Below are 25048 nucleotides of genomic sequence, written 5' to 3' on the forward strand. Positions count from 1 at the left end.
CATAGACGCGCTGCAATTCAGCTCCAGCCAGACCGTCGCGGCCGGAGATCAGACGGCCTCGCGGTTGCGGTGAACCGCAATTGAATTACGCTCCACCAAGCGGGCCGCCAGCACACGGTGCTCGAAAGGCAAACTGGCCTCCCCTAACCTCCTCAAGAGAAGCTCCGCCGCCGCCGCTCCGATCAATTGTGCTGGCTGCGCGATGGCTGTGATGCCGTGGGCGACGAATTGCATCCAGTCGAGATCGTCGAAGCAAAGCAGCGAAAGGTTTCCCGGGATCGCAAGCTTCAGTGCCGATGTCGCCTCCAGAACGCCTGTCGACATCATGCCATCGGCGGTAAACAGGGCGGACGGCGCATTGCGCATTGTCAGCAGGTCGAGTGCCTCCTTGCGGGCCGCCTCGCTAGAATAGATCGCCACGCGGCGGATCAACTGCGGATCCGGTGTAATGCCCGCAGCGCGATGGGCTTCGAGGTAACCCAATAGCCTTTGCCAGCTTGGATGATGATAGCGAATATCAGCGCTGGAGAGATCGGCGTTTGCCACAAACGAGCCAACATCATCGCGTTGGCCCGGTCCGAGCTCCGCCAGAATTCCGATGCGGCTGTGTCCGGCGCCGATCATCGCCGCGATGCTGCTACGCGTTATGGAAACATTGTCGACCACCACTGTATCGGTTTCCAGGCCCGCGACCATGCGGTCAAACTGCACGACGGGACAGCGGGCTGCGACTGCCTCACGAAGATGATCCGGTTCGTCCACGAAAGTCGACGAGACAACTAAACCGTCGACCTGCTTTTCCAGCAGGAGCTGCACCGCCTCTCGCTCGAGTTCGGCATTTTCGTCACTATTCGTGACGATTACCCCGAAGCCGCCACGGCGCGCGACATCCCCTATTCCGCGCAGCACGCTGGCGTAGAATGGGCTTTCGATGTCGCCAACCACAACTCCGATAGTCTGCGTCTTACCGGTGATCAGGCCTTTGGCCAGACGATTGGGGCGATAGCCCAGCGCAGCTGCGGCGGCGCGCACCTTCTCCTGAACCTCGGAGCTGCTGTAGCCGTAGCCACCAAGGACACGCCCGGCGGTGGCGGAACTCACCCCGGCCCGGCGAGCGACCTCTATGATAGTTGCATTTTTCGACGATCTTTGAGTCACTCGGCAAACCCCGCCGTCACGCGCGCGCATGACGGCGACCTAGCGGCAGTTAAGCCAGCCCCGCAAGGCCGAACACCGCAACAGCCGCCGTTGCGCACACCATTGCAATCACAGCACCTCTGACAAAAAGCGCCGAAGACGTGGACTCTGCGGATTGTCGAAAAGGTCCTCTGGTCGTCCTGCCTCGACAATCCGCCCCTCGTCCATGAATACGACCTGGTTCGCGACCTTGCGAGCGAAGTTCATCTCGTGTGTAACGACGACCATCGTCATCCCGCCCCGTCCGAGGTCGGCCATCAAGTTCAGGACACCTTTGACCAATTCCGGATCGAGCGCACTGGTGACTTCGTCGAACAGCATAATTTCGGGTTCGAGGGCCAGGGCGCGCGCGATGGCTACCCGCTGCTGTTGCCCGCCCGAGAGATTGGCCGGCCGATGGTCTTTGCGCTCCAGCAGTCCGACTTCATGCAGCCTCGCTAAGGCCGCCCCCTCAGCCTCCTCGCGCGACATGCGTTTAACTTTGCGCAGCGCCAGGGTGATGTTGGCGAGCGCGCTGCGGTCGGGAAACAGATTGAACTGCTGGAAAACCATGCCGACGCGCCGCCGGAGTTGGTCAGGGGTCTGTTTGTAGATGCTTTCGCCATCGAGTAGAATGTCACCGGCTCGACACTCTACGAGGCGGTTGAGGCAACGCAGCAAGGTCGACTTGCCCGAGCCGGACGGCCCGATGAGACAGGTGACAGTCCCGGGCTCCACTTTCAGACTGACGTCATGGAGCACCTGGACGGCGCCATAGGCCATGTCGATATTCTTGACCTCGATGCCGCCGCCCTTGAAGCGGGTGGGCGCCGCTGCGGGCAATTTCGCTGCGCCCGGCACGACCGCCTCGGCAAGCTCGGCGACTTCCTTGAGGCCGCTCTGCACAGCGGTGATACGTTTGCCGACGCGCATGCGCGCGTCGATGTAATTGACGAGGTGGGTCAGCGGCACCGTGATCACGAGATAGAACACGCCGGCCAGCAACAGCGGTGACAAGTTGCCGGTCAGCACGGCCTGGTCTTGGCCGACGCGGAACAGTTCGCGTTCGGAGGCGAGAAGGCCAAGGAAATAGACCAGGCTGGAGTCCTTGACGTTACCGATGAACTGGTTGACCAGTGCGGGCAGGACGCGGCGGATGCCTTGCGGGATCACCACCAGGCGCATGCCTTGGCCGTACGTCATACCGAGAGTGCGGGTGGCGTCGATCTGACCACGCTCGACGCTCTGGATGCCGGCGCGGAAAATCTCTCCGATATAGGCGCCGGCGATCAGGCTGAGCGCCAGAATGCCCAGCGGATAAGGCGATGGACCGAACAGATCTCGGCCCAACCGCGCGAAGCCTTGGCCAATGATCAGGATCGTGACAATAGCAGGAAGCCCGCGGAAGATATCGGTGTAGACCCGCGCAAGGAGTTTCAGCGGCCGGTTCTCCGAAATCCCCATGACTGCGAGGACGATACCGATCAGCGTCCCGAAAAACGTCGAGGCAAGGGCCAGGATCAAAGTGTTCTTGAGGCCGACCATCACCATGTTTGGCAGAACTTCTGCCATCGCCTGGAAATCAAGGAAGCTGCGGGCGAAGGTATCGAACCAGCTCATATCAAGTCCATCTATAACTCGGCCGGGCACCGTTGCTCACGGGCCCGGCCGGAAACGAAAATGAATACGCGCGAATTTACTTCTTGGGCAGATATTGATCGGGCATCGGAGTGCCCGGGAACCACTTCTCATGCAGCCGTTTCCAGGTGCCATCGTCCATGGCCTCGCGCAGCGCCTTGTTGAGCGCCTCGCGGAAGGCATCGTTGCCTTTCTTGACCACGAACCCGGCCGGCGCATCGAAGGACGGCACGTTCATTGTTATCTTCAGGTTCTTATAGCGCTCCACATACTGCTTGGCCGACTCATAATCAGTGAAGTGGCCATCGATCGTCCCGTTATTCAGCGCCGCCACCGCAGTGTTGTTGTCGGGGAATTTGACAATGTCGCCCTTCAGATTCTTCTCGGCATAGATTTCCTGCAGCGTTCCCTGGATCACGCCGATGCGCTTTCCGGCGGTGCTCTCATTGCTCGTCAGTGCCGGATCAGCCGAAATGATCGACAGGTAGCCGGCGAGATAGCCGTCGCCAAAATCCACGGTCTTCTTGCGCTCCGCGGTCGTGCCAATGGCGGCGACAGCGACGTCGAAGCGGCCGTTGGCCACGGATGGCAGCAGCGCCGAGAATTCCTGCCCGGTGAAAACGACCTGCTCTTCCTTGAACCCGAGCCGGCGCGCTACGTCGCGGAAGAGTTCAGCGTCGAAGCCCGTGAAATTACCGTTGGCGTCGGTGAAGACGTAGGGTTTCGCATCGCCCATGGTTCCGACGCTGATCACCGTCGGGTCGATGAGGTTGTAGGGGTTGTCGGCCGCGTTTGCCTGCGTTGACGAGGCCAACGTGCCAAGTCCTGTCAACAGCGCGATCGTCAGCGCCAGACCGGATTTCACCAGTTGGCGCCTGCTCGAATTCGTTTGCATGTCTTCTCCTCTTACGATTGGCCGAACTCGGCCCTGCGATCCCACTCGACGTCTCATTTAAACGCTCTTAGGTGGCGTTTTGGTCAGATAGGTGAGAACGTTATCATTTTCACTAGCATTGTCCATTTCTCGCGTCAATTGCTTCGGAGAATTTCGCTGCTAGACGGTTTCCAGTCTTGAGCGTGCCTAGCTCCGCGAAGGATCTCCGGCGTCATCTTTCCTAACTCGATTGCTGTCGCGTGGCCGATCGCCCCGTAGTACTGGCAGGTAGCGGCCGCCGCCTCCGCGGCATGGCCGAGAATGTCTTGAGGCACCTCTTCCTTAAGCAGGCCGAATAGCGTTCTGGCGATGAAGGTGTCGCCCGCGCCCAGGGTGTCGACGGGTTCGACCAGCCGCGCCGGGGTGCTGTAGGAGACGGTGTCGCTGTGAAGCACCGCGCCAGCTCGACCTCGAGTCACCAGAACCCATTTTGAACCACATGCAAGCAGTTCGGATACGATTGCAGCCAATTTATCGTCGTTGAGACCGTCGCCCGAGACGGAGGCCAGATAGCAATAGCGCCCAATCTCGCGCCGGTGTCCCGGCTCCCGCCGTGTAGAAAAATCGTAAGATAACAGGGATTTGCTCGATACCGCGGCAACCCACGGGTCTAACCCGCTGGATTGGCCGATGTGGACGGCCTGAAAGCCCGAGAGAAAATCCAGATCTTCTTGCGTTGGCGTGAACATCGAGACGCCGAGGTCGAAGTCCAGGAAAATCCGATCAGCGTTTCGGTGACCTATGAGGCAGTAGGCAGTCGACCCTTCGAGGCGACGCAATCGGGTGACGTCCACGCGTTCCGACGCCAGTGCAGCGCAGATCAGGTCCCCGGCCCGGTCTTTGCCGATCGCTCCAACATAGGCCGACTGCCCGCCGAAGCGGCTCACATAGACCGAGACATTGAGGCAGTTTCCTCCGGGGAACATCTCGCCGCGAGCAAGATAACAATCGACCACGTTATCACCCATCGCGGCAATCTTGACCATTGCATGACTTTCAGTTTAAAGGATATGAGAACGTTCGCACAATCACCACTATCTGTCAATTGTGCCCCCGGCCAAGCTTGTCAACGAGACGAGGAAGCTCATGATTTCCGCCCTGCCCGCCGACGTGGAACGCGCCCTGACCGCTACGACGGGCAAGCGATTTTCGCACCTATTCCTCGTGGCGTGCGGCGGCTCGCTCTCGATCATGATGGCAGGCAAATACTTCGTCGACCGTCACAGCGGCACATTCGCCTGCGACATCTACAACGCGGATGAGTTCGTCTGCCGAGATCCGCGACGGTTGGGACCTGACACGCTCGTTGTCCTTTGTTCGCAGACAGGAACCACCACGGAGACCGTGCGGGCGGCCAATCACGCAAAACACCGAGGCGCAACGACAATCGGTATGACGCTCGACCAAACATCGCCCCTCGCGCGGGCGGTCGACCACCCGGTAGCCTACCAGGCATCCTACACGACGGGCAAAGCAATCGATGCGGCCTACAGCAATTACGGCGTGCTCTATATGTTGCTCGCTGGCCTGATCGATGCTCGGGAGGATGCCAAGCTAACCGCCGACCTGCTGATGAGCCTGAGCCATCTTCAGCCGGCCATCGAACGTGCGCACCGGATCTATGCCGACCGGTTTCGGGCCTTTGCACCCCGTTTCGCGCCGCGCAAGGGGATCTACACACTTGCCAGCGGTGCCAGCTATGGCGCGGCCTATTCCTACGCCATCTGCGTGTTGATGGAGATGCAATGGTACGACTCGCAGGCCATACACGCCAACGAGTTTTTCCATGGCCCCTTTGAGGTGGTGGACAAGGATGCCGGCTTCGTCGTGATGTTGGGCTTGGACGAAACGAGGCGCCTCACGGAACGCGCCCGCGACTTCCTTGTCAAGTACGGCAGCCGGGAAAACACCCTGGTGCTCGATGGAGCGGAACTCGACCTCAGCGGTATGTCCAATCGCATCAAACCCTATCTCGTGCCCTTGGTCTTCTTCGACACTCTGTGGCGTTTTGCCTACGAGCTGGCCGGTCTGCGCGGCCGGCCGATGCTCGAGGGCCGGCGCTACATGAAGAAGCTAACGGACTACTAGTTCCGCCGCGCTCTGCAGCGATCTAACAACTCCAGCCCGTCTTCTGCGAAGAAGGATTTCTCTATGACTGCATTCCCAAAGCCGCGCCATGTCGTTGTTATCGGCGCGGGCATCTTCGGCATCTCTTCCGCGTTGCACCTCGCTCGTCTTGGCGTTGATGTAACCATTGTCAACGACGGCGCGCCCGCCAATGGCGCATCCAGCCGTTCACTTTCCTGGCTGAACTCAGCACGACGTGCGGACACTGCCTACCACCGCCTGAGGCTTGCAGGCATCGACCGTTATCGGACCCTGGCCGCCACAAGGCCGGAAACGGCGGCCTGGCTTCGCTTTGACGGCGGCCTCACCTGGGATGCGGATGACGAGGCGAACCAGATCGCGTCCATCTGCCAGCTGGAGCAGGATATCGGGTATGACGCGCTTCTGCTCGGCCCTGCCGAAGTCGGCGCAGTGGCGCCCGGCGTCAACGCCAGCGCCATCACCCCGCAGGGTGCCATCTTCAATCCTGGCGAAGGATGGGTTGACCTGCCCTGCCTGATCGATCTGCTGCTCAATGAGTTCCGCTCCCGCGGCGGCAAACTCGTGCAGAACGCTGGACGCGTGCGGATAGATGCCACAGATGGTCGCGCGCGTGGCGTCGTCACTGCCGACGGTATGCCGTTAAAGGCGGATGCGGTGGTCCTTGCCGTTGGGCCAGCGACGCCCGCCATGCTCGCGACGGTCGGAGTTCATGTCCCCGATGCCACCCCGATTTCACTTCTCTTGAAAACCAAGCCGATCAAGACCGAGCTCCGTGCCGTGCTGAATACGCCCCGCGTGGCGGTGCGCCCGACGCCGGATGGCGCACTTGTTTTGGATTCGGCGTGGTCGGAGGAAGAAGTCATGGTCAACTCCGACGGAACCTACACCGTGCACGACAAGACCGTCAAAGGACTGCTCGAGGAGGCTAGTGCGGTGCTCGAGGGCAATCCGCGGCTCCAACTCGCTACCTATGCAGTTGGCCCGAAGCCGATCCCCGGCGATGGCGAGCCAGTGCTTGGCTCCGTCGAGACCGTTGCCGGGCTTCACGTCGCCTTTAGCCACAGCGGCGCCACGCTTGGATTGATCGTCGGCGAATTGCTTGCCAAAGAAATCGCCTCAGGCAATCCGCATCCCATGCTTGCAACGTTCCGCCCTAATCGTTTCAACTGAAAGGGCAATTGGGCAAGGCCGAACCGTCCAGATGGGCCGCGGGCCTGGGGAATCTTGCCCTTACCGAGAGAGGGGTGACAGGATCGCGTGATCAGGTCGTCGTCTTATGGTCAGATGGCCACTCGCGATCCATTGGAGTGCGCTGACCGCGACAAGTTGCAAGCCTCCGCATCTTCGAAAACCAGATAACCGCGCACGATCAGAAGCCCCGTTCCACCAGAACGAACAACTTCACCTTGTTGAGAGACGGCCCGCCTTGCGGTCTGCGAGGGGTCGGCAATGTCCAGGCCTAGTGACTTGACCAAGCATTGACCAAGCGTCAGCATTGCGCCTATTGTTGTGTACAGCGATTGTCGGGCAATCCACACTCAGCTCAACGGCAATGAACACGGCTCGCCGCGAGGGGCCCCGACGTGTACAAGGACAGAAAATGCCCATCACGGTGAAAGTTGGCGAGGCCAAGACGCATCTCTCGGAACTGCTTTCAAGAGTCGAAGCAGGCGAGGAGGTGATTATTTCGCGCGGCAACGATCCCATCGCTAAACTGTCGCGGATTCAACGGCGCGACGATGTCGAAGCCGTGATCGAAGAGATCAGCGCTGCCCGGGCCCGCGCCAAGCCCGTGACGCAGGACGAAATTCGGGCCTGGCGCGATGAAGGGCGCCGCGCTTGATGGCGATCATCGTGTGATGCCTTTCGTTGTCGACCTTTCCATGGCGGCTGCCTGGATTCTTCCTGATGAAGACAGCGAGGCGGCGGCCGCCCTGATGCGACGATTGCCGGGAACAAGGGCGCCTGTCCCTTCTCTGTTCTGGCACGAGGCGCGGAACGTCGTACTGATTGCCGAGCGGTGTGGCCGCATCGCGGCGGGCGAAGCTGCCACCACCATGGCACGGCTGCGCCGATTGCCGCTAGAGGACGCGGGCGGCGGGTCGGACGGCGCGGTGCTGAGCCTAGCGGCTTCGCACGGGCTCAGCGTCTATGACGCCGCCTATCTTGCGCTGGCAATCGAAACCGAGTTGCCCCTGGCCACCCTCGATCGTAAGCTCGCATTTGCCGCGCGCGGCCAGGGAGTCCGAATTCTGGGGCCGCTCGCGAATGGCAACTGACCTCTTCGCTCGACCACCTGCCAATGTTGTTCGACGTGCCAAAGTCTCTCGTTTCCGTGCTGCCCCTGGATCGCCGCAAGTTTCTGGCCGAACTTTGACCGACGACGCCCGCGCCCTGGGAACCTGCCCCATCTGGCTAGGAAGGCATTTTGTGCCCAGAGGCGCTTGACCGCCGGTCGGCCCGGAAAACCGGTTAAAATCCTATTTGCGGAAAGAAACGGGCACAAGCGACCTTGGCAGTTCGATAACGCGCCGATATGCGGGCCAAGGGTGGCTGCAATGCTGGGGGGCCAGATGCTGCTGGCATGCCGCCTCATCACTTCGACGAGGCCGGCGTGGTAAAGCCGACCCATTGGACCATCGGCGACAAAGCAGTCGCGTGGCAGACACAAGCCGCGTCGGGACGATCCACACGTATCCAACTGTCGGCGAGCGCAGCATCGAAACGGCCGGCGCCGGAAAAGCGGCCGGAACAGAAAGAAGCGCGAGCCGGCCAACGACGCTGAGGCGACCTTGGATCGTGGCCGCGGTGTAGAATCCGAGCCGGGCTTTCTGGAGCCCAAGAACAACCGCTTTCGATGAGAGGCGGCATATCGAGACAATCGGGCCTTCGAGCAACGGTCGCGCGTTTGCGCCTGAGCGCAACAGCCTGATGGTGCTGCGCGGCTACGCCTATCTCAACTGCGGGAACAGACACAAAGACCCCGGTGGTCTACCTTGTGGGAATCAGGTGGAGTGCAGACTTCCCGCCCTTCACGGCCGCCGCCGGCAGCTTGCGGTCAAAGCTTGCAAGCTGGCCGCCACGCGCCTTGGCGAGCGCGAGAAGATAGGTGTCGGTGACCTGTGCCGAGGTCAGGATTTTCGCTGCATCTATGTTGCCAGAGCCAACCAGGCTCACATCGTCGGGCCAGAAGCTGTGCCCGTGCAGAGTCCGCAACTTGCTAACGATTTGCGCAACGACGGCGGGCGAGCCGGGACAATTGGGATATCTTTGGTTGCCGACGATGCGCAGGACGCCGTTTTCGGTGATGGGACACGTAGCCCATGCGGCGTTACCGGTCACTTCGAACCAGCCATGCGCGTCGTCATGGGCGACGTGGCCAGGATCGATCAGCGCGACCAGCACATTGACGTCGAGCAGGAACGTCAAGGCAGTTCGTCTCGCAAGGCGTTGACCGTCTCAAGCGTGACAGGAGGTGCGTCCGGCCGAGGCGACAGAAGAGGAATCCCGTTACGCTCGCCGCCGGCTTGAGGCCGGCGCAGCGAGCGCCGTGCGAGATCGGTGATGACCTCGCCGAGGCTGCGATCCTGCTGCTGGGCGATGGCCTTGGCCGCGACCAGGACATCGTCATCGATCGCAAGTGTGGTTCTCATATCGCCCTCCTTGGTGCGCATCAAACATCACGCATCATATAGAATAGCGACGTCGGATACTCAAGCTGTGCGACTTCCGACAGCGGTGCGACTTCGTAGCGTCGTAAGCAGATGAGTTGTCCGGATTCCCTCATACTTTGACTCCCGACAAAGTTGCGCAGGGCCGAAAGGACCGTTATGGCCGCGCTACCTAAGGGACGTGCCTTCCGGAAGCTTATCAGCTCGGGAGACTATCGGCAGAAGCTACGGAGGCTGCAGCAAGGACCGACGCACCCCCCTTTGAGATGCGTCGGAGCAAAGGTCTACGCGTGGCGGATTTCGGTTCCCAGCACCTTCAGGCATTCGCGGATGAACGCAGCAAGCGCCGTCCAACCTTTTGCCGAAACCATCGTCCCATCCACATATGCCTCCGTTGGAGACAGGTCGATATAGGTTCCGCCCGCAAGCGTCACCTCCGGCTCGCATGCCGCCAGTGCACCGACCTTCTTGCCACGCACGACGCCATCTACCGCGATCAGGATCTGCACGCCGTGGCAGATCGTGAAAATCGGCTTCTTGCTTTCGTGGAAGTGACGCACCATCGCCTGCACGCGCTTGTCCGTGCGGATGTATTCGGGCCCACGACCGCCGGCGCAGTAAACAGCGTGGTATTGCTCCAGCTGCTTCTCGGCGTCGGAGAAGGTCTTGTTGATCAGTGCATAGTGACCGAGCTTTTCGGTGTAGGTCTGATCGCCCTCGAAATCGTGCAGCGACGTTTTGATCAGGTCTCCGGCGCTTTTGTCTGGGCACACGACGTGAACAGTGTGGCCCACCGCTTCCATAGCCTGCTGGTAGACAAAGATTTCGTATTCCTCGGTGAATTCACCGGTCAGCATCAGGATCTTTTTGCCTGGCATGGTACTTCCTTTCCTGTGACAACGGGGCCGGGCGAGACCTGTACTCGCCCGGCAGGTTTGAGTTTCTAGAAGGCCGAATCGGGGAAGTAGTCTTCGTTGGCACTGGCCTGCGTGATGATCGTCGATGGCGGGTACGGGGACATCGGGACAGTCTCAGTCGAACGCCAACAACAAACGGTCGCGGGAATGCTCGATATGGCGACGCATCGCCTGCTCGGCAGCAGCAGGATCGGCCGCAGCGAAAGCGGCCAGAATGGCCTCATGCTCGTCAAGCGCCTCCTCGGTGACGCGCGAATGGAACATCAGGCGAAATATGTGGAAGTGGGTATGCTGGTGAGCCAGTGTCTCGCGCACGAGTTCGTTGTTGGCGAATTCCATGACCTTGTCATGGAAAATGGCATCCTGGCGGGCGAAGTTGGAATACCGCAGACGCTCGTCCTTGCCCTCATGGCGCGCCATGACGCCGGCGGATTTCTGAAGTTCTGCGAGCTTTACCTCATCCATGAGCACCGCTGCCTTTGCTGCACCATGAGGCTCTAGCAGCAGGCGAAGCTCGTAGAGTTCGTCGAACCGCCGTTTCGTGATCTGCGGCGCAGCGCGGTAACCGATCAGATGCGTCTTCAGCACCAGGCCTTCGCCCTCGAGCCGGCCGAGCGCCTCGCGGATCGGCGTATGGGAGACGTTGAATTCCTTGACCAGGCTGTCGACCGTGATGCGCGAGCCCGGCGCAATCTTCAGCGACATGAGTTGCGCAAAAATCGCTTCGTAGACGTCCTCAACCAGGCTGCTGGAGCGCTGGATACGCCCGCCGCCGAGGTTCGTATCGTCTGCATCGAGTAAGTTAATGGCCTGCATGTTTTGCCTCTTGACACATTGAGTTGCTAACACGATGCTCGAGCCAATGCAATCCTATATCCTATACGATTTTATAGAGGATATCATGCCGCCGTTACGAGACGAAGCAATGGCGCTAGCGGTGGCCCTGCGGGGAGCAGCGTGCCGCGCCCGCAGCCTTTCCAGACATCGTCATAGGATGCAGGTCATGAGCCTTTTCGCTGCCATAAGGCTGCCGCGCGAAATCCTCTTCGGGAAGGGCCAACGCCACGTCATTCCGGTTGTCGCGGCCAGGCTCGGGCGTCGCGCGCTCGTCTGCACCGATGAACGTTTTGCCGCAACGGGCTCGTTCGCGGAGACTGTCGCGGCGCTGCGAGCCGCCGCGATAGATGTGCTGGTGCATGACCGAGTACTACCCGACGTTCCCCGAGACACGGTTGCCGTCTGCGTCGAGGAGGCGCGGAAGTTCGCGCCCGACATGGTGATCGGCATTGGCGGCGGCAGTTGTCTCGACATGGCCAAATGCGCTGCGTTGCTCATCAGCCACGGCGGTCAGCTCCAGGATTACTACGGCGAGTTCAAGGTGCCCGGTCCAACGCTGCCGTTGATCGCCGTGCCGACGACAGCCGGAACCGGCTCTGAAGTGACCCCGGTTGCCGTGATCTCGGATCCGGATCGCACACTGAAGGTCGGGATCTCCAGCCCTTATCTGATCGCGGCCGCAGCCATATGCGACCCTGAACTTACGATGACATGCCCGCCGGGATTGACGGCTATCGCAGGCGCCGATGCGCTGACGCATGCAATCGAGGCCTTCACCGCCGCCAGGCGCGGAACTGATCCCGGCCTTCCGCAGACACATGTCTTTATCGGCAAAACCGCCTTGACCGATCATTTCGCCCTGCTGGCGATCAAGCTGCTTGGCCGAAGCCTCGAAACGGCATACCGCCGGCCTTCTGACGAGGACGCCCGGGCCGACGTGATGATGGGCGCACTTGCAGCCGGCTGCGCGTTCGGGACGGCCGGCACGGCGGCAGCGCACGCCGTACAATACCCGGTCGGCGCGATAACCCACACCCCTCACGGATTGGGTGTCGCCACCATGTTGCCGTATGTCATGAAGTACAACAGAACAGCCGCAGCGACCGAGATGGCCGAGATCGCCAGCGCGCTCTGCCTCGATGGAAAGGGCCGGACGCCGGACGAGTTGGCCGACGCGACCATTGGCGAGGTCAGTCGCCTGTTTGGGGCAATCGGGATCACCCCCTCGTTGGCCGAGCTAGGGCTGCCCGCCGACAAGCTCGATTGGACGGCGGAACAAGCGATCGGTATCGAGCGCCTCATCAAGAACAACCCACGGCCATTCGATTTGAGGTCCATGCGACGCCTGGTCCAGGCCGCCTTTGATGGCGACCTCGCCAGCTGCGCGGTGTAAACAATCGGGAATATCGAGATGAACACGTTTTCACAGGTTCTGTCGGATGATCAGGGCGTCAGCGACTTCCACACAATTTCGCACGGGCTCTATATTGACGGCCAATGGCGGCAGTCCGCGGATGGCAAGGTAATTCCGGTTATCGATCCCTCGACGGAAGCCATCATCGCTGCCGTACCCGATGCGACCTTGGAGGACGCGGCCGCCGCCGTTGCCGCCGCTGCCAAGGCAGCCCATGGCTGGCGGACAACGTCGCCGCGAAAGCGCTCCGAGATCCTCCGACGCTGCTTTGAACTGATGACGGAACGATCGGAAGCGCTGGCTACTCTCATCGCATTGGAAAATGGCAAGGCCCTGCGGGATGCCAGAGGCGAGATCGCTTACGCCGCGGAGTTTTTCCGTTGGAATGCCGAGGAGGCTGTTCGCATTACCGGTGAATTCGGTACTGCGCCTTCCGGCACCAACCGCATCGTGGTCGACTACGAACCGATCGGCATCTGCGTCCTGATCACGCCCTGGAATTTTCCTGCCGCAATGGCTACGCGCAAGATCGCGCCGGCACTTGCCGCTGGATGCACGGTGATCCTGAAGCCGGCCAGTGAGACCCCGCTTACCGCCTACGCGCTGGCCGCGCTCTATCAGGACGCAGGCGTTCCACCGGGGGTGGTCAACGTCCTGACAACCTCCAGTCCCGGGTCTTTGACAGCCGCCATGCTGGCCGATCCGCGGGTGCGCAAACTCTCCTTCACCGGTTCGACGGGTGTGGGTCGCGCGCTGCTGGCAGAAGCTGCCAGGCATGTGGTTTCGTGTTCCATGGAGCTCGGAGGCAATGCCCCTTTTATCGTGTTCGACGACGCCGATCTCGAAGCGGCGCTCGATGGCGCAATGGTGGCCAAGATGCGCAACGCCGGCGAGGCCTGCACGGCCGCGAACCGCCTCTACGTGCAATCCGGCATCTACGAAGCCTTCTCGGATGGCCTCGAAAAGCGGATGTCGTCGCTCAAGGTCGGCCCCGGCACTGATCCGGACACGGAATGCGGGCCAATGATTACGAAAAAGGCGGTCGAGAAGATAGACCGCCTTGTCATCGACGCGGTCGCACGCGGCGCGCGGGTCTTGTGCGGCGGCTCAGTCCTGGCCGGACGTGGTTTCTTCTACCCTCCGACAGTGCTTCGCGACGTGCCAGGCGAGGCAAAGATGGCGCATGAGGAAATATTCGGGCCGGTGGCGCCAATCTCCAGCTTCGAAACCGAGGCCGAGGTCATCGCGCGCGCCAATGACACTGAATATGGGCTTGCTGCCTACATCTACACGCGCGATCTGGCGCGCGGGATGCGGGTGGCCTCCCGGATCGAGGCCGGGATGATTGCTCTCAACCGCGGGCTGATGTCCGATCCGGCAGCCCCCTTCGGCGGCGTCAAGCAGAGCGGGCTTGGCCGCGAGGGAGGGCAGCATCACGGCATTGCGGAATTCATGGAGGCGAAATACCTCGCCATCAGCATGTGAGCAGAAGAATGCAAGGCGATCCCTTTCGTATACGCGACCACGTCGCGGATTTTGACGAAATCGTGCAGGACTTCATTGATCGCAGCGAAGCCGCCCGCGCCACTATTGCGATGACCGCTGACGTGGCCTACGGACCGGATCCGACCGAAACCATGGACCTGTTCTTTCCCGCGTGCAAAAGAACGGCCCTGCCAGTGCACATCTTTGTCCACGGCGGCTACTGGAGAATGTTCTCCAAGCGCGATTATTTATACATGGCGACGACGATTACCCAGGCCGGGGCTATTGCCGTCATTCTTGATTACGCTCTGATGCCCAAGGTCAGAATGGCGACGATCGTCGACCAGGTGCGCAGCGCCAAGCAGTGGGTCCTGGCCAACATCGCCGATCATGGTGGAAACCCGATGGTCCTGACCGTCAGTGGTCATTCGGCAGGAGCACATCTTGCAACGTTTCTGTTCGAGGGAGAGCATACCCCCTCGAATGTGAGGGCAGCCCTTCTGTTGAGCGGGCTCTACGATTTGAAGCCGCTCCAGGATTCCTTTCTCGCCAACGAGATTGGAATAACCGACGAGGAAGTCGCCACGTTCACACCTCTGGCCTATCGGCATGATCGTCAAACCAGGACGACGGTTCTGGTCGGAGCCAATGAGACGCCACCCTTCCATCAGCAAGCCGATCGATTCAAAGCAAGCTTGCTGCGGCAGGGATCGTTGGTAACGTCGCATGTGCTCCCGAACCGCAACCACATGGACAGTGTAAGAGATCTTGGCGTGCCGGGGACTGAGGCTGCCGATTGCCTGGCAAAACTGATCGCCAAGGCCTGCTGACTAACTCGGGTTCTCGGGGCGGTTTGTTTTGCGCCACTCCTCGTACTCCCCGCGGGCATCGTCATGCAACGGATAGTAGCGTTGCAACGGCCCGCCCTCCATGAGCTTCGCTCGCGAGAACTCCTCCCAATCGTGATGCTTCTGTGATTCTTCGATCACCTTCGGGGCCATTACGACGGGAAGCACCACCACGCCGTCGTCGTCGGCGACGATGATGTCGCCGGGGATCACCGTGACACCGCCGCAGGCAATCGGGACGTTGACGGCATTGGGATAGATGCTGGTCTGCACATGATAGTTTGGCGTCCAGCCGCGCAGCCATAGGGGCAGGTCGAGCTTTTCGACATTGGGTCGGTCGCGCATGCATCCGTCGATGACGATACCCGCCCCGCCCCTGCCCTTGAAATAGGTCGACATCATATCGCCGAAGACGCCCGAGCTCATGTCGCCGCGCGCGTCGACCACGACCACATCGCCCTCCTGCGCGTGATAGAGCACGTGCCGGTGCAGTTGCGTCTCCGGATCGGCATATTCTCCCTCGGTGAAGAGGTCCGGCCGCTGCGGCAGGAACTGCAGCGTCAACGCCGGCCCGACGATCGATTTCCCGTGGTTTTGCGCCACCGGACCGACCATGTGCGGATTGCGGAAGCCCATGTGGCCAAGCGTGCCGGCCACCGTCGCGGCGCCGATCTCCCTTAGCGCGTCGATCAGGTCTTTAGGCGGCCGCATGATGTCGGAAGTATGCGTCATTGTGGACTCCGATTGAATGGAACTACCAGTTCGTAACAGAACCGTCGCGGCGCCTAAGGTGAGGCGCTTCCCAGAAACGCAGACTTTGCGCCTGGACCGCAACTTCGTTGACCTCGACGCCGAGCCCCGGCAGATCGCCGACCGGGTAATCGGTCCCGTCGAGCCGTGGTTGCACGGGGAAGAAGTCGGAATTGTCGAAGCCCAGCTTCGTTTCGGGCGCCCTGGTCTCGAGCCACGCGAAGTTGGGTACCGCTGCAGCGAGATGCACGGTCGCGGCCGTGCACACTGGACCAAGCGGATTGTGCGGCATCAGGTCCACATAATGCGCCTCGCTCCAGCCAGCGATTTTCATCGCCTCGGTGAGCCCGCCGACATTGCAGACATCGATCCGGTTGAACTGATGGATGCCGCGCTCGATGTAGGGCAGGAACTGCCACTTGCTGGCAAATTCCTCGCCGATGGCAAAGGGGATGTCGGTCATCGTGCGCAGTGATTCATAGGCCTCCGGCGTCTCGGCCCGTATCGGCTCCTCGAGGAAATCAAGCACGCCGCGGCCGAGCTTGTTGCAGAAGCTCGCCGCCTCTGCCACCGACAGCCGATGATGATAGTCGAGACCGAGGACCACGTCGCCGCCCAGCGCCTCGCGCGCCTTGTTCAGCATACTCGCGGTAGCGCCGATGGACTCGCGCGGCTCGAAGATGTCCTTGCTGTTTTGCCCGAAAGGGAAGAAGCGGATTGCCTGCCACCCCTGTGCGCGAAGCTCGCGCGCCCGTTCGATGGCAACATCGCCTTCGGCCTCGTCGCCGGTCGAGGCGAAGGTGGGGATGCGGTCGCGCTGCTTGCCGCCCAGCAGCTCATAGACCGGCACGCCCAGCGCCTTGCCCTTGATGTCGTGAAGGGCGATGTCGATGGCGGAAATCGCCGCCTGAAGGACTCGCCCGCCTTCGAAGTACTGGCTGCGGTAAACCTCCTGCCAGATCCGCCCGATCTGCATCGGGTCGCGGCCGATGAGAAACTCGCGATAGTGCTCGACCGCGCCGGCCACGGCCCTCTCGCGACCGCTCAAGCCGCTCTCGCCCCAGCCGAAGATGCCTTGGTCGGTCTCGATCTTGACGAGCATCTGATTGCGGGTTCCTACCCACACCGGATAGGGCTTGATCGCGGTGATCTTAAGCTTCTCAGTCATCCACGCCCACGTTTCACGCGCATTCGCCCTATCTCAGTTGGCCTTGAGGGCCATTTCAGTTTCGCCGTCGAACAGATGCATCCGCTCCTGGTCGAACTCGAGCCAGATCTGCTCGTCGGGCGCGACGGCAATGTTCGGCGGCACGCTGACGTTGACGATGGCGCCGGACAGGAACGCCTGAACGAAGGTGACGTCGCCGGTCGGCTCCACCGTATAGGCCTTGGCAGGGACGCTGCCTGGTACCGCACTCTTGTGGAGCTTGATCGTCGAGTGACGTGCGCCGAGCACGACTTTCCGGGTCGTCGCTTTCGCCACCTTCTGGGCATTGCGCGCTGAGAGCTCAAGGCGCCAGCCCTCGGCGCCGGTCAACACCGTGTTGCCGTTTGCCATCGAGGCCTCTAGCGGAATAAGGCTCATCGCCGGGCTGCCGATGAAGCTGGCCACGAACATGTTCACCGGATGGGCAAAGACCTGCGCCGGTGAATCGTATTGCTGCAGGTAGCCGCCATTCATCACCGCCATCTTGTCAGCCATGGTCACGGCTTCGAGCTGGTCGTGCGTCACATAGATGATCGTCGCCTTGAGGTCCTGGTGGAAACGCTTGATCTCCGACCGCATCTGCACGCGCAGTTTGGCATCGAGGTTAGACAGTGGCTCGTCCATGAGGAACACGGCGGGGTCGCGAACGAGGGCACGGCCAAGGGCCACACGCTGCTGCTGTCCGCCCGAAAGTTCGCGCGGCTTGCGCTCGAGCAGATGCGTCATGTCGAGCACTCGCGCCGCTTCCTTGACCTTCTTGTCGATCTCGTCCCTGGGGAGTTTGCGCATTTGAAGCGGGAACGCCAGGTTCTTGTAGACCGATTTCTGCGGGTAGAGCGCGTAGTTCTGGAACACCATTGCGATGTCCCGGTCCTTGGGGTCGAGGTCGTTGACCACCCGCTCGCCGATGATGATGTCGCCCGATGAGATCGGGGTCAGCCCGGCGACGAGATTGAGCGTGGTTGTCTTGCCGCAGCCTGAAGGGCCGACGAGCGCAACGAACTCGCCGTCATTGACCGTCAGTGAGACGTGGTTGACAGCTTTGAAGCTGCCATAGCTCTTGACGAGATCTTGGAGGACCACGTGGGCCATCGGCAACTCCCTAGTGCTTGACCGCGCCTTCTGTAAGGGCGCGTACAAAGTATCGTTGCAGGACCAGGAACAGCACCACGACGGGCACGCTCATCATGAAGCTCGCCGCCATCAGGCCCGGAAAGTCCGTCGTATTTTCCGAGAAGAAGCGTTGGATGCCGACCGGCAGCGTCAACTGCTCGTTCTTGGAGAGGAAGGTGTAGGCGTAGATGTACTCGTTCCACGCGCCGATGAAGGAATAGATTGCGGTGGCGATAATCCCCGGCGTCGAGAGCGGCATCACGATCATGATGAAGGCCTGGAACCGTGTGGCGCCATCAATGCGCGCCGCCTGCTCAAGCTGCACCGGGATGTTGTCGTAAAAGCCCTTGAGCAGCCAGATCGCCAGCGGCAGGCCGAAGGTGAGATAGGTGAGGATCAGCGAGCCGTGCGTGTTTATCAGACCGATGGCGCGCATCAGGATGAAGAGTGGCACGAGAAAGATCACCGCCGGGAACATATTGCGCAGCAGCACGGCAAAGAACAGGAAATTCCGGCCGGGGAAACTGAAGCGCGAAAACGCGTAGGCCGCAGGGACAGCCACGATCACCGAAAGAATTGTCGTGACGGTCGACACGAAAAGGCTGTTCCAGAAGAAGCGGAGGAAGTCCTGGCCGACGCTGTTCTGCGGATCGAGCAGTTTCTGGTAGCTGGCGAGGGTAGGTTCGTCCGGCCACCATTGCGGCGGGAATTGTGTCGCCGCGAATCCGGACTTGATCGAGGTGATCAGCATCCAGATCATCGGCAACGCGGTATAAAGCAGCATGAACACGAGGAATATGCGCCCGGCCCACCGCCATCCGTCGACGCGCATGCGGCGACGGGCCTGGGCTCGAGGGGCTGTCTCGGCAATCGTGCTCATGCGCTCCCCTCTTTCCGCTCGTTGCCGCTTAACGCACGGACGTAGAAGTAGCCCAGCGTCATCAGTGTGAGGAACAGGAGCACCGAATAGGCCGATGCCACGCCCCAGCGCTGCCGTCCGAAGGCGAGCTCATAAATATGGGTTATCCAGATATGCGATGCATTCGACGGCCCGCCGCCGGTCATGATCCAGGGGATGATGAAGGAATTGAAGTTGGCCACCGCGAGCAGCAGCATCGTCACCACCGAGACGTTGCGCAAGTGCGGGAAGGTGACGTGCCAAAAGCGCTGCCATGCATTGGCACCGTCGACTTTTGCGGCGCGCAGCAACTGGTCGGGGACTGTCTGCAGGCCGGCCATCATCATGATCATGGCGAACGGAAACTCGCGCCAGATATTGACGACGATCAGGGAGGGCAGCACCGTGCTGACATTGTCGATGAAATTCGGCGGCTGGTCGGCCAATCCGAGGCCAACCAGCACCGCGCCGATGATTCCGAAGTCCGAATGGTAGATCCACTTCCAGATGTAGGAGGCGGCGACGGCACTGATGACCCAAGGGATGATCAGGACAGCGCGCAAGACGCCACGGCCGATGAAGTCGCGGTGGAGCGCCAGCGCTGTGGCAAACCCCAGAACAAAGGAGATGAAAGTTGACCCCAGTGTCCAGATCAAAGTGTTCCAGGTGACTTTCCAGAACACCTGACTGGTGAGGATGGTCGTGTAGTTGTCGAAGCCGATGAAGGTCTTATCGCGGAGCTGCAGGCCAGGCGGTGTCTTAAAGAACGACAGCTCGACCGTGTAGTAGATCGGATAGGCGATGACGATGAGCATCACCGCGATCGCCGGGAGCACGTACGCGTAGTCCGCGCGATGCTGCCAGATCTTCCGCAGCGCGCCGGCGGTACCGGGTTGCAATCTTCGGCGAGCCTCGGCCTTGCCGGTCACGATCGTCACTTGTGGCGTGCCCTTATTCTTCGGAACGAACCGGCTGGACCATCGGCCCAGCCGGTCAGGTCTGGGCTAGAGTCCGCCCATCAGCTCTCTCACCCTCTTGGCTGCGTCGTCCGCTGCCTGGTCGACGGTCATCGCTCCGGTCAGGGCGTTCTGCAGCATGTCCGGGATGATGATGTTCATGATCTCGGGGGCCTGCGGCAGCGCTGGGAACGGGATGCCGTATGGCAGCATCGACGTCGTGACATCGAGGAACTTGATGTTGTCCAGACGTTCCTTCATCCACTTGGTCTTGAAGCCGTTGAGGTTGCCCGGATTCGAGCCGGCGTAGGCCATTTTCAGCGACCATTCGGGGCTCGTCCACATGCAGATGATGGCCTTTGCAGCCGGCTCGTCCACCTTGCCGCCCTCGACATATTCGGGCTTCAGGATGTGAATGTTCGAGCCGCCGAACACGACGGCGCGCTTGCCGTCGGGGCCGGTCGGGATCAGGCCGTAGCGCATGTTGTCGATGACCGTCTGCGCCTTGTCCTTGTCGGTGCCCGTCGCCTTTTTCTGCAGGTCGAGCATCACGTTGTAATCGGACGGGTGCGAGATCATCATACCGAGCTGGCCGGCGACGAACAGGGGCTGATTATCGGCCTGCTGGTTGGTGAGTGCCGAAACCGGAACCGACTTGTCGCGAACATACATGTCGTAGGAGGCTTGCAGCGCTGCCTTGCTTTGCGGGCTATCGAGCTGGACCTGCTCATAGGTTGGATTCGGCGTCGCTTCGTCGAAGACGCCGCCGCCATAGGCCCATAGCTGTGGCATGAAGCGGTACGGCGTATTGCCGGCATTCTTGCGAGCCACGAGGCCATATCCGGCAAGGCCGAGCTTATCGTGGATCTGCTTGGAATACTTGACCACGTCGTCCCACGTTGCCGGCGGATTGTTCGGATCGAGGCCGGCACGCTTGAAGATGTCGGCGTTCCAGATGAACGCCATCGTCTCATTGTTGGTCGGAATGCCGTAAGTCACGCCCTCCCAGGTCACGGCCTTCATGGCGCCGGGCCAGAAATCCTCGGTCGAATACCCCACGTCCTCTGGCTTGAGCGGCTGCAGATACCCCTTTGAGGCGAACTCGGTGCCACCCAGGATTTGCAGGCGGACCGCCATCGGCGCGGCATTGCCCAGGAGCGCGGTGCGGAACTTGTCGAGAAGATCGTTATAGGTGAGGGCTTGTTCCTCGAGCTGGATGTTCGGATAGGTTTTGCGGAAGGTCTCGAAGAAATCCTTGTAGTACTGGCGCAGGAGGTCGGGGTCGCCCTCGAACACGCCCTGATACCAGAAAGTCAGTCGCCCCTTGTAATCGAGGGGGGTGACCTTGGCGCAATCGGCCGCCGTGTCAAAATCCTGTGTGCCCGCAATCGAGCGCACATATTCCGGCGACCACTTGCTCAGGTCGACCGGCGGTGCACCCAGCGCCGATGTAGACGTCAGGGATGCGATCAAAGCAGTGGCGACAGTGCCGCGCAGGACGGCACTGCCGAGGGCAATTCTCGTCATAGGTATCCTCCCTGGTTCTCCCATGCCGCCCTAAAGCGGTCCTTGCTCGTTTCGATCGCGAGGATGCTTCTTTCAGATCAGTGTATCCGCTCGATCGCTTGGTACGTTTTCAGATCATGGATTGCCTGTCAACGCGCAGAATCGTACATTGTTTGCGAAAGCCGTGTGTGATATCGGGCAAGGTATGTATTAAAATGGGGAGCCGGCCTTGGCCGAAACAAGCGATTTCAAAGCGATGCCCCCGGTGGGGACCGATCCTATCGGAGCCTCCAGCGAGGGCGCCTCGCTTTATGAATTGATCCGGGAAGACATCATCGAGGGACGGCTCGCCCCCAACGAACGGCTTGTCGTCACCGATCTCGCCCGGCGTCACGGCACTTCGACCAATCCTGTGCGCGAGGCCCTGCAGTTGTTGCGCGGCGAAGGATTTGTCACCTTTGTCGCCAACCGCGGGGCGCGTGTCCGACCCATAGATCAGGATTTTGTCCGGGATATCTACGAGATCGGTGTTCTGATCGAGCCAGCCCTGACACGATGGTTTGTGAACATGGCTACCGGCGAGGACATCGCCGAACTCGAACGTCTCCAGGGCCTGATCGAAGAGAACAATTTCGCCGACACATTCAGGCATAGTGAGCTGGATACCGCTTTCCACACCGTGATGTACCAACGGCACTACAACCGCCACGCCGCCGAGCTTTGGTGGAAGCATCGCGAAGTGCTGCGAGCCGTGAGCCGTCGTTTCAACTTCACGCTGGCGCGACGTGCCGCGATCATGCGCGAGCACCGCGAACTCATCGCGCTTGTGAAGGCGGGAGAGGCCGACAAGGCGGCCGAACTCGTTTCCCGCCATGTCGAGGGTTCGGGCCGGCATATTCTGGAACAGATGCGAGCGCGCAACGCCGCTCGGGCCGGATAGAATGTCCAGTCCAGAACATCGTTAGCTGACTATTTTCAGGCAAAGGTAGTTGAGATGAAAATCACGAGCATCCGGCCGTGGCTGATCAAGTCCGATGCTTCTTACTGGGGAGAGTTCCTGTTCGTCGAAGTGACGACCGACGAGGGAGTGAGTGGCTGGGGAGAGATCACCACCACGACAAGGCTCGCCAACCGCGCTCTCTGCACGATCCTGCGGCAGATCGGCGTCGCCGTGACAGGCGAGGATCCGGCGCGCATCGAGCATCTCTGGCACAAGATCTTCCGCAGCTTCACCTACATGGGAAGCCGCGGCGCCGCCGTCGAATGCGTGAGCGCTATCGACATAGCCCTCTGGGACATCAGGGGCAAAGTCCTCGGCAAGCCGATTTACGAGCTGCTGGGCGGGCCGGTACGCGAGGAGATCGCGCTCTACACCCATCCCAACCAGGCCAAATTCACCAGCAAGGAGGCTGTGGTCCGCGAAATTCTAGACATTGTCGAGTCCGGACACACTGCGCTCAAGTTCGATCCCTACCCCCACCAGGGCCGCAGCGCCGATGGCCTGCCCCGCGAACAGCGGGACGGCTACCTCGATGGCAGCATGACCCGCAAGGACGAGCGCGAAGCCGCCGAGCTCACGGCTCTGATCCGCGAAACGGCAGGACCCGATATCGACATTCTCATCGATGCGCATGGCCGCTTCGACGTCCCCACCGCCATTCGCCTCTGTCGGAGTCTCGAGGAGGCCGGCCAGATCGACTGGTTTGAGGAGCCCTGCCCGCCCGAGAGCCTTAACGCGCTCAAACAGGTGCGTGAGAAGGTCAATACCGCTATCTCATGGGGCGAGCGCGGCCACACGAAATGGGATTTCGTGCCGGTGCTTGAGAACAGGCTCGCCGACTACATCATGCCCGACGTTACCTGGACCGGCGGCATTACCGAACTCAAAAAAATTTCTGCGCTGTGCGAAGCCTACTACGTGCCGATCTCGCCACATGACGCCGCGGGACCAATCAACGTGGTTGCGGGAGCGCAGGTGATGATGACTGTTCCCAACTTCTACAAACTCGAAACGTCGGAGTGGAACCTGGGCAAATACGATCACCTGATCGACAGACCACTCGACATTTCGAATGGCAGCCTCAAGCTGACGTCGAAGCCTGGTCTCGGTATTGAGATGGACCGCGACTACCTGCAGGCCCACGAGATCGAGCTGGGCTAGCAACACTCTGTGCCGGCGCCGGGTGCGGGGCGACAAGCCGAAACGAGGATAAGTCATGGCAAAGACAGGTGGCGCCGACGAAGCGCTCAATCGGGTAAACGCGAACTCCAAGCCATCCCAGCTTCGCATCACCGACATGCGGATAGCCGAAATCGTCGGCGCGCCGTTCACCTCGACCCTGCTCAAGATCTACACCAACCAGGGCATCGTCGGGCTTGGCGAGGTGCGCGACGGCGCCAGTGCCACCTACGCGCTGATGCTGAAGAGCCGGCTGCTTGGCGAGAACCCTTGCGACATCGACCGCCTGTTTCGCCGGATCAAGCAGTTCGGTGGCCACGGCCGGCAAGGCGGCGGCGTCTCGGCGGTCGAAATTGCGTTGTGGGATCTCGCCGGCAAGGCCTACGGCGTGCCCGTCTACCAGATGCTCGGCGGCCGGTTTCGGGAGAAGGTTCGCGTTTATTGCGACACCGACGCTACCGTGCCGAGCGGCACCGAGACCGGCAAGCGCCTCAAGCAGCGCATGGCGCTCGGCTTCACCTTCCTCAAGATGGATCTGGGGCTGATGCAGATCGCGGATGTACCCGGTGCGGTCGTGTCTCCTGCCGGCTCACTTGAAGGGTACCGCGTCCATCCCGGCCGCGGCCCGGTCAAGACCCTTGAAGAGCGACGCGCCCGCAATGCCGCCTACGATTTGCACAACGTCCCCCATCCGTTTACCGGCCTCCACTTTTCCGACAAGGGCCTCGACCTGCTTGAGCAGTACATTGCCGAGGTTCGCGATGTGATCGGCATGGATATTCCGCTCGCCATTGACCACGTCGGCCACATCTCGCTGCAGAACGGAATTCGGCTCGCCAGGCGGATTGAAAAATACGTGCCGGCCTGGCTCGAGGATGTGATCCCATGGCAGTACACCGAGCAGTACCGGCAACTGCAGGCCGCCACCACGGTGCCGATCTGCACCGGCGAGGACATCTACCTTAAGGAGGGCTTCGAGCCCCTGCTCAAGAGCGGCGGCCTCTCCATTGTCCACCCGGACCTGCTCACCAGCGGGGGCATCCTCGAGACCAAGAAGATCGGCGACATGGCGCAGGACCACGGCGTCGCAATGACCATCCATATGGCCGAAAGTCCAGTCGCCGCAATGGCCGCGGCACATGTCGCGACCGCGACCGAAAACTTCATGGCGCTCGAATACCACTCTGCCGATGTCGACTGGTGGGACGATATCGTCACCGGCGTTCCCAAGCCGCTCGTGAAGGACGGCTTTATCACTGTTCCGGACAAACCTGGCCTGGGGATTGACGACGTCGTCGACGAGGTGATCTCGCAGCATCTGCAGCCAGGTGTCACCGGCATCTGGCAGCCCACGGATCATTGGGACAACGAGTATTCCTGGGACCGCACCTGGAGCTGAGGCGAAAAGAA

Annotated in this window: 24 protein-coding genes; 10 read left to right on the top strand and 14 right to left on the bottom strand. The window is 61.0% G+C overall.

The genetic code is table 11. The features are described from left to right. Positions 1–48: 48 nt before the first annotated feature. The 4 genes from NKH42_RS23395 to NKH42_RS23410 form a co-directional block, all read right to left on the bottom strand. Entirely contained in the window at positions 49–1188 is a 1140-nt protein-coding gene (locus NKH42_RS23395) for a LacI family DNA-binding transcriptional regulator (protein WP_352753129.1), read from the bottom strand. A gap of 78 nt (positions 1189–1266) precedes the next feature. Continuing rightward, a complete protein-coding gene (locus tag NKH42_RS23400) occupies positions 1267–2796 on the bottom strand; it encodes an amino acid ABC transporter permease/ATP-binding protein (RefSeq protein ID WP_352753132.1) in 1530 nt (509 codons plus the stop codon). Positions 2797–2872: 76 nt separating this feature from the next. After that, positions 2873–3709, bottom strand: coding sequence for an ABC transporter substrate-binding protein (locus tag NKH42_RS23405; protein WP_352753134.1), 837 nt, complete (start codon positions 3707–3709; stop codon positions 2873–2875). Positions 3710–3843: 134 nt separating this feature from the next. Continuing rightward, positions 3844–4734, bottom strand: coding sequence for a PfkB family carbohydrate kinase (locus tag NKH42_RS23410; RefSeq protein ID WP_352753137.1), 891 nt, complete (start codon positions 4732–4734; stop codon positions 3844–3846). A gap of 100 nt (positions 4735–4834) precedes the next feature. On the opposite strand from NKH42_RS23410, the gene NKH42_RS23415 reads away from it, so the two are divergent. The 4 genes from NKH42_RS23415 (at position 4835) to NKH42_RS23430 (ending at position 8136) form a co-directional block, all read left to right on the top strand. Continuing rightward, positions 4835–5836, top strand: a complete 1002-nt coding sequence (locus tag NKH42_RS23415; RefSeq protein WP_352509062.1) for an SIS domain-containing protein — start codon at positions 4835–4837, stop codon at positions 5834–5836. 63 nt (positions 5837–5899) lie between these two features. Continuing rightward, on the top strand, positions 5900–7027 hold the full coding sequence (locus tag NKH42_RS23420) for an NAD(P)/FAD-dependent oxidoreductase (RefSeq protein ID WP_352509061.1): 1128 nt from the start codon (positions 5900–5902) through the stop codon (positions 7025–7027). A 430-nt stretch (positions 7028–7457) separates the two neighbouring features. Beyond that, positions 7458–7700, top strand: coding sequence for a type II toxin-antitoxin system Phd/YefM family antitoxin (locus NKH42_RS23425; RefSeq protein ID WP_352509060.1), 243 nt, complete (start codon positions 7458–7460; stop codon positions 7698–7700). After that, positions 7681–8136 carry a type II toxin-antitoxin system VapC family toxin gene (locus NKH42_RS23430; protein ID WP_352509059.1) on the top strand — a complete coding sequence of 152 codons (456 nt, stop codon included), beginning with the start codon at positions 7681–7683 and terminating at the stop codon, positions 8134–8136. Before NKH42_RS23425 ends, NKH42_RS23430 begins: the two co-directional genes overlap by 20 nt. A 712-nt stretch (positions 8137–8848) precedes the next feature. On the opposite strand, the gene NKH42_RS23435 is transcribed toward NKH42_RS23430, so the two are convergent. The 4 genes from NKH42_RS23435 to NKH42_RS23450 all read right to left on the bottom strand — a co-directional run bounded on the left by NKH42_RS23435 (position 8849) and on the right by NKH42_RS23450 (position 11261). Beyond that, positions 8849–9286, bottom strand: a complete 438-nt coding sequence (locus tag NKH42_RS23435) for a TA system VapC family ribonuclease toxin (protein WP_352509058.1) — start codon at positions 9284–9286, stop codon at positions 8849–8851. Beyond that, a complete protein-coding gene (locus tag NKH42_RS23440; protein ID WP_352479447.1) occupies positions 9283–9510 on the bottom strand; it encodes a CopG family transcriptional regulator in 228 nt (75 codons plus the stop codon). The genes NKH42_RS23435 and NKH42_RS23440 overlap by 4 nt, the downstream gene beginning before the upstream one ends. Positions 9511–9812: 302 nt before the next feature. Then, positions 9813–10406, bottom strand: coding sequence for a DJ-1/PfpI family protein (locus NKH42_RS23445; RefSeq protein ID WP_254819857.1), 594 nt, complete (start codon positions 10404–10406; stop codon positions 9813–9815). Positions 10407–10559: 153 nt separating this feature from the next. Next, positions 10560–11261, bottom strand: a complete 702-nt coding sequence (locus NKH42_RS23450) for a GntR family transcriptional regulator (protein ID WP_352753139.1) — start codon at positions 11259–11261, stop codon at positions 10560–10562. A 187-nt stretch (positions 11262–11448) separates the two neighbouring features. Between NKH42_RS23450 and NKH42_RS23455 the strand changes: the two genes are divergently transcribed. The 3 genes from NKH42_RS23455 to NKH42_RS23465 are packed head-to-tail and all read left to right on the top strand — an operon-like array spanning position 11449 to position 15011. Then, entirely contained in the window at positions 11449–12675 is a 1227-nt protein-coding gene (locus tag NKH42_RS23455) for an iron-containing alcohol dehydrogenase (protein WP_352509056.1), read from the top strand. Positions 12676–12693: 18 nt separating this feature from the next. Then, positions 12694–14181 (top strand): NAD-dependent succinate-semialdehyde dehydrogenase, encoded by a 1488-nt coding sequence (locus tag NKH42_RS23460; protein WP_352509055.1) that lies wholly within the window; start codon positions 12694–12696, stop codon positions 14179–14181. Between the two features lie 8 nt (positions 14182–14189). Beyond that, positions 14190–15011: an alpha/beta hydrolase gene (locus NKH42_RS23465; protein ID WP_352974471.1), complete on the top strand. Its 822-nt coding sequence runs from the start codon at positions 14190–14192 to the stop codon at positions 15009–15011. On the opposite strand, the gene NKH42_RS23470 is transcribed toward NKH42_RS23465, so the two are convergent. The 6 genes from NKH42_RS23470 to NKH42_RS23495 form a co-directional block, all read right to left on the bottom strand. Then, positions 15012–15761: a ribonuclease activity regulator RraA gene (locus NKH42_RS23470; protein ID WP_352509053.1), complete on the bottom strand. Its 750-nt coding sequence runs from the start codon at positions 15759–15761 to the stop codon at positions 15012–15014. Between the two features lie 22 nt (positions 15762–15783). Further along, positions 15784–16947 (bottom strand): mandelate racemase/muconate lactonizing enzyme family protein, encoded by a 1164-nt coding sequence (locus NKH42_RS23475; protein ID WP_352509052.1) that lies wholly within the window; start codon positions 16945–16947, stop codon positions 15784–15786. A gap of 33 nt (positions 16948–16980) precedes the next feature. Further along, a complete protein-coding gene (locus NKH42_RS23480; protein WP_352509051.1) occupies positions 16981–18078 on the bottom strand; it encodes an ABC transporter ATP-binding protein in 1098 nt (365 codons plus the stop codon). 10 nt (positions 18079–18088) lie between these two features. Further along, the gene (locus tag NKH42_RS23485; RefSeq protein ID WP_352509050.1) at positions 18089–18979 is read right to left on the bottom strand and encodes a carbohydrate ABC transporter permease; all 891 of its coding nucleotides are present in this window, start codon (positions 18977–18979) and stop codon (positions 18089–18091) included. Continuing rightward, positions 18976–19935 (bottom strand): carbohydrate ABC transporter permease, encoded by a 960-nt coding sequence (locus NKH42_RS23490; protein ID WP_352509049.1) that lies wholly within the window; start codon positions 19933–19935, stop codon positions 18976–18978. The genes NKH42_RS23485 and NKH42_RS23490 overlap by 4 nt, the downstream gene beginning before the upstream one ends. 66 nt (positions 19936–20001) lie before the next feature. Then, complete coding sequence (locus NKH42_RS23495) at positions 20002–21480, bottom strand: ABC transporter substrate-binding protein (protein WP_352690537.1); 1479 nt, start codon at positions 21478–21480, stop codon at positions 20002–20004. A gap of 208 nt (positions 21481–21688) precedes the next feature. On the opposite strand from NKH42_RS23495, the gene NKH42_RS23500 reads away from it, so the two are divergent. Genes NKH42_RS23500 through NKH42_RS23510 form a run of 3 tightly spaced genes read left to right on the top strand, consistent with a single transcriptional unit; the run spans position 21689 to position 25037 of the window. After that, complete coding sequence (locus NKH42_RS23500) at positions 21689–22399, top strand: GntR family transcriptional regulator (RefSeq protein ID WP_352509048.1); 711 nt, start codon at positions 21689–21691, stop codon at positions 22397–22399. Positions 22400–22453: 54 nt separating this feature from the next. Then, complete coding sequence (locus tag NKH42_RS23505) at positions 22454–23620, top strand: mandelate racemase/muconate lactonizing enzyme family protein (RefSeq protein ID WP_352509047.1); 1167 nt, start codon at positions 22454–22456, stop codon at positions 23618–23620. Positions 23621–23675: 55 nt separating this feature from the next. After that, positions 23676–25037: a mandelate racemase/muconate lactonizing enzyme family protein gene (locus NKH42_RS23510; protein ID WP_352509046.1), complete on the top strand. Its 1362-nt coding sequence runs from the start codon at positions 23676–23678 to the stop codon at positions 25035–25037. Positions 25038–25048: the final 11 nt, after the last annotated feature.

It is taken from the genome of Mesorhizobium sp. M1142 (assembly GCF_040318565.1).
Taxonomy (GTDB): Bacteria; Pseudomonadota; Alphaproteobacteria; order Rhizobiales; family Rhizobiaceae; genus Mesorhizobium.

Coding starts and splice junctions, on each gene's coding strand:
- NKH42_RS23395 (WP_352753129.1), bottom strand. CDS start 1,188: ATGCGCGCGCGTGACGGCGGGGTTTGCCGAGTGACTCAAAGATCGTCG.
- NKH42_RS23400 (WP_352753132.1), bottom strand. CDS start 2,796: ATGAGCTGGTTCGATACCTTCGCCCGCAGCTTCCTTGATTTCCAGGCG.
- NKH42_RS23405 (WP_352753134.1), bottom strand. CDS start 3,709: ATGCAAACGAATTCGAGCAGGCGCCAACTGGTGAAATCCGGTCTGGCG.
- NKH42_RS23410 (WP_352753137.1), bottom strand. CDS start 4,734: ATGGTCAAGATTGCCGCGATGGGTGATAACGTGGTCGATTGTTATCTT.
- NKH42_RS23415 (WP_352509062.1), top strand. CDS start 4,835: ATGATTTCCGCCCTGCCCGCCGACGTGGAACGCGCCCTGACCGCTACG.
- NKH42_RS23420 (WP_352509061.1), top strand. CDS start 5,900: ATGACTGCATTCCCAAAGCCGCGCCATGTCGTTGTTATCGGCGCGGGC.
- NKH42_RS23425 (WP_352509060.1), top strand. CDS start 7,458: ATGCCCATCACGGTGAAAGTTGGCGAGGCCAAGACGCATCTCTCGGAA.
- NKH42_RS23430 (WP_352509059.1), top strand. CDS start 7,681: ATGAAGGGCGCCGCGCTTGATGGCGATCATCGTGTGATGCCTTTCGTT.
- NKH42_RS23440 (WP_352479447.1), bottom strand. CDS start 9,510: ATGAGAACCACACTTGCGATCGATGACGATGTCCTGGTCGCGGCCAAG.
- NKH42_RS23445 (WP_254819857.1), bottom strand. CDS start 10,406: ATGCCAGGCAAAAAGATCCTGATGCTGACCGGTGAATTCACCGAGGAA.
- NKH42_RS23450 (WP_352753139.1), bottom strand. CDS start 11,261: ATGCAGGCCATTAACTTACTCGATGCAGACGATACGAACCTCGGCGGC.
- NKH42_RS23455 (WP_352509056.1), top strand. CDS start 11,449: ATGAGCCTTTTCGCTGCCATAAGGCTGCCGCGCGAAATCCTCTTCGGG.
- NKH42_RS23460 (WP_352509055.1), top strand. CDS start 12,694: ATGAACACGTTTTCACAGGTTCTGTCGGATGATCAGGGCGTCAGCGAC.
- NKH42_RS23465 (WP_352974471.1), top strand. CDS start 14,190: ATGCAAGGCGATCCCTTTCGTATACGCGACCACGTCGCGGATTTTGAC.
- NKH42_RS23470 (WP_352509053.1), bottom strand. CDS start 15,761: ATGACGCATACTTCCGACATCATGCGGCCGCCTAAAGACCTGATCGAC.
- NKH42_RS23475 (WP_352509052.1), bottom strand. CDS start 16,947: ATGACTGAGAAGCTTAAGATCACCGCGATCAAGCCCTATCCGGTGTGG.
- NKH42_RS23480 (WP_352509051.1), bottom strand. CDS start 18,078: ATGGCCCACGTGGTCCTCCAAGATCTCGTCAAGAGCTATGGCAGCTTC.
- NKH42_RS23485 (WP_352509050.1), bottom strand. CDS start 18,979: ATGAGCACGATTGCCGAGACAGCCCCTCGAGCCCAGGCCCGTCGCCGC.
- NKH42_RS23495 (WP_352690537.1), bottom strand. CDS start 21,480: ATGACGAGAATTGCCCTCGGCAGTGCCGTCCTGCGCGGCACTGTCGCC.
- NKH42_RS23505 (WP_352509047.1), top strand. CDS start 22,454: ATGAAAATCACGAGCATCCGGCCGTGGCTGATCAAGTCCGATGCTTCT.
- NKH42_RS23510 (WP_352509046.1), top strand. CDS start 23,676: ATGGCAAAGACAGGTGGCGCCGACGAAGCGCTCAATCGGGTAAACGCG.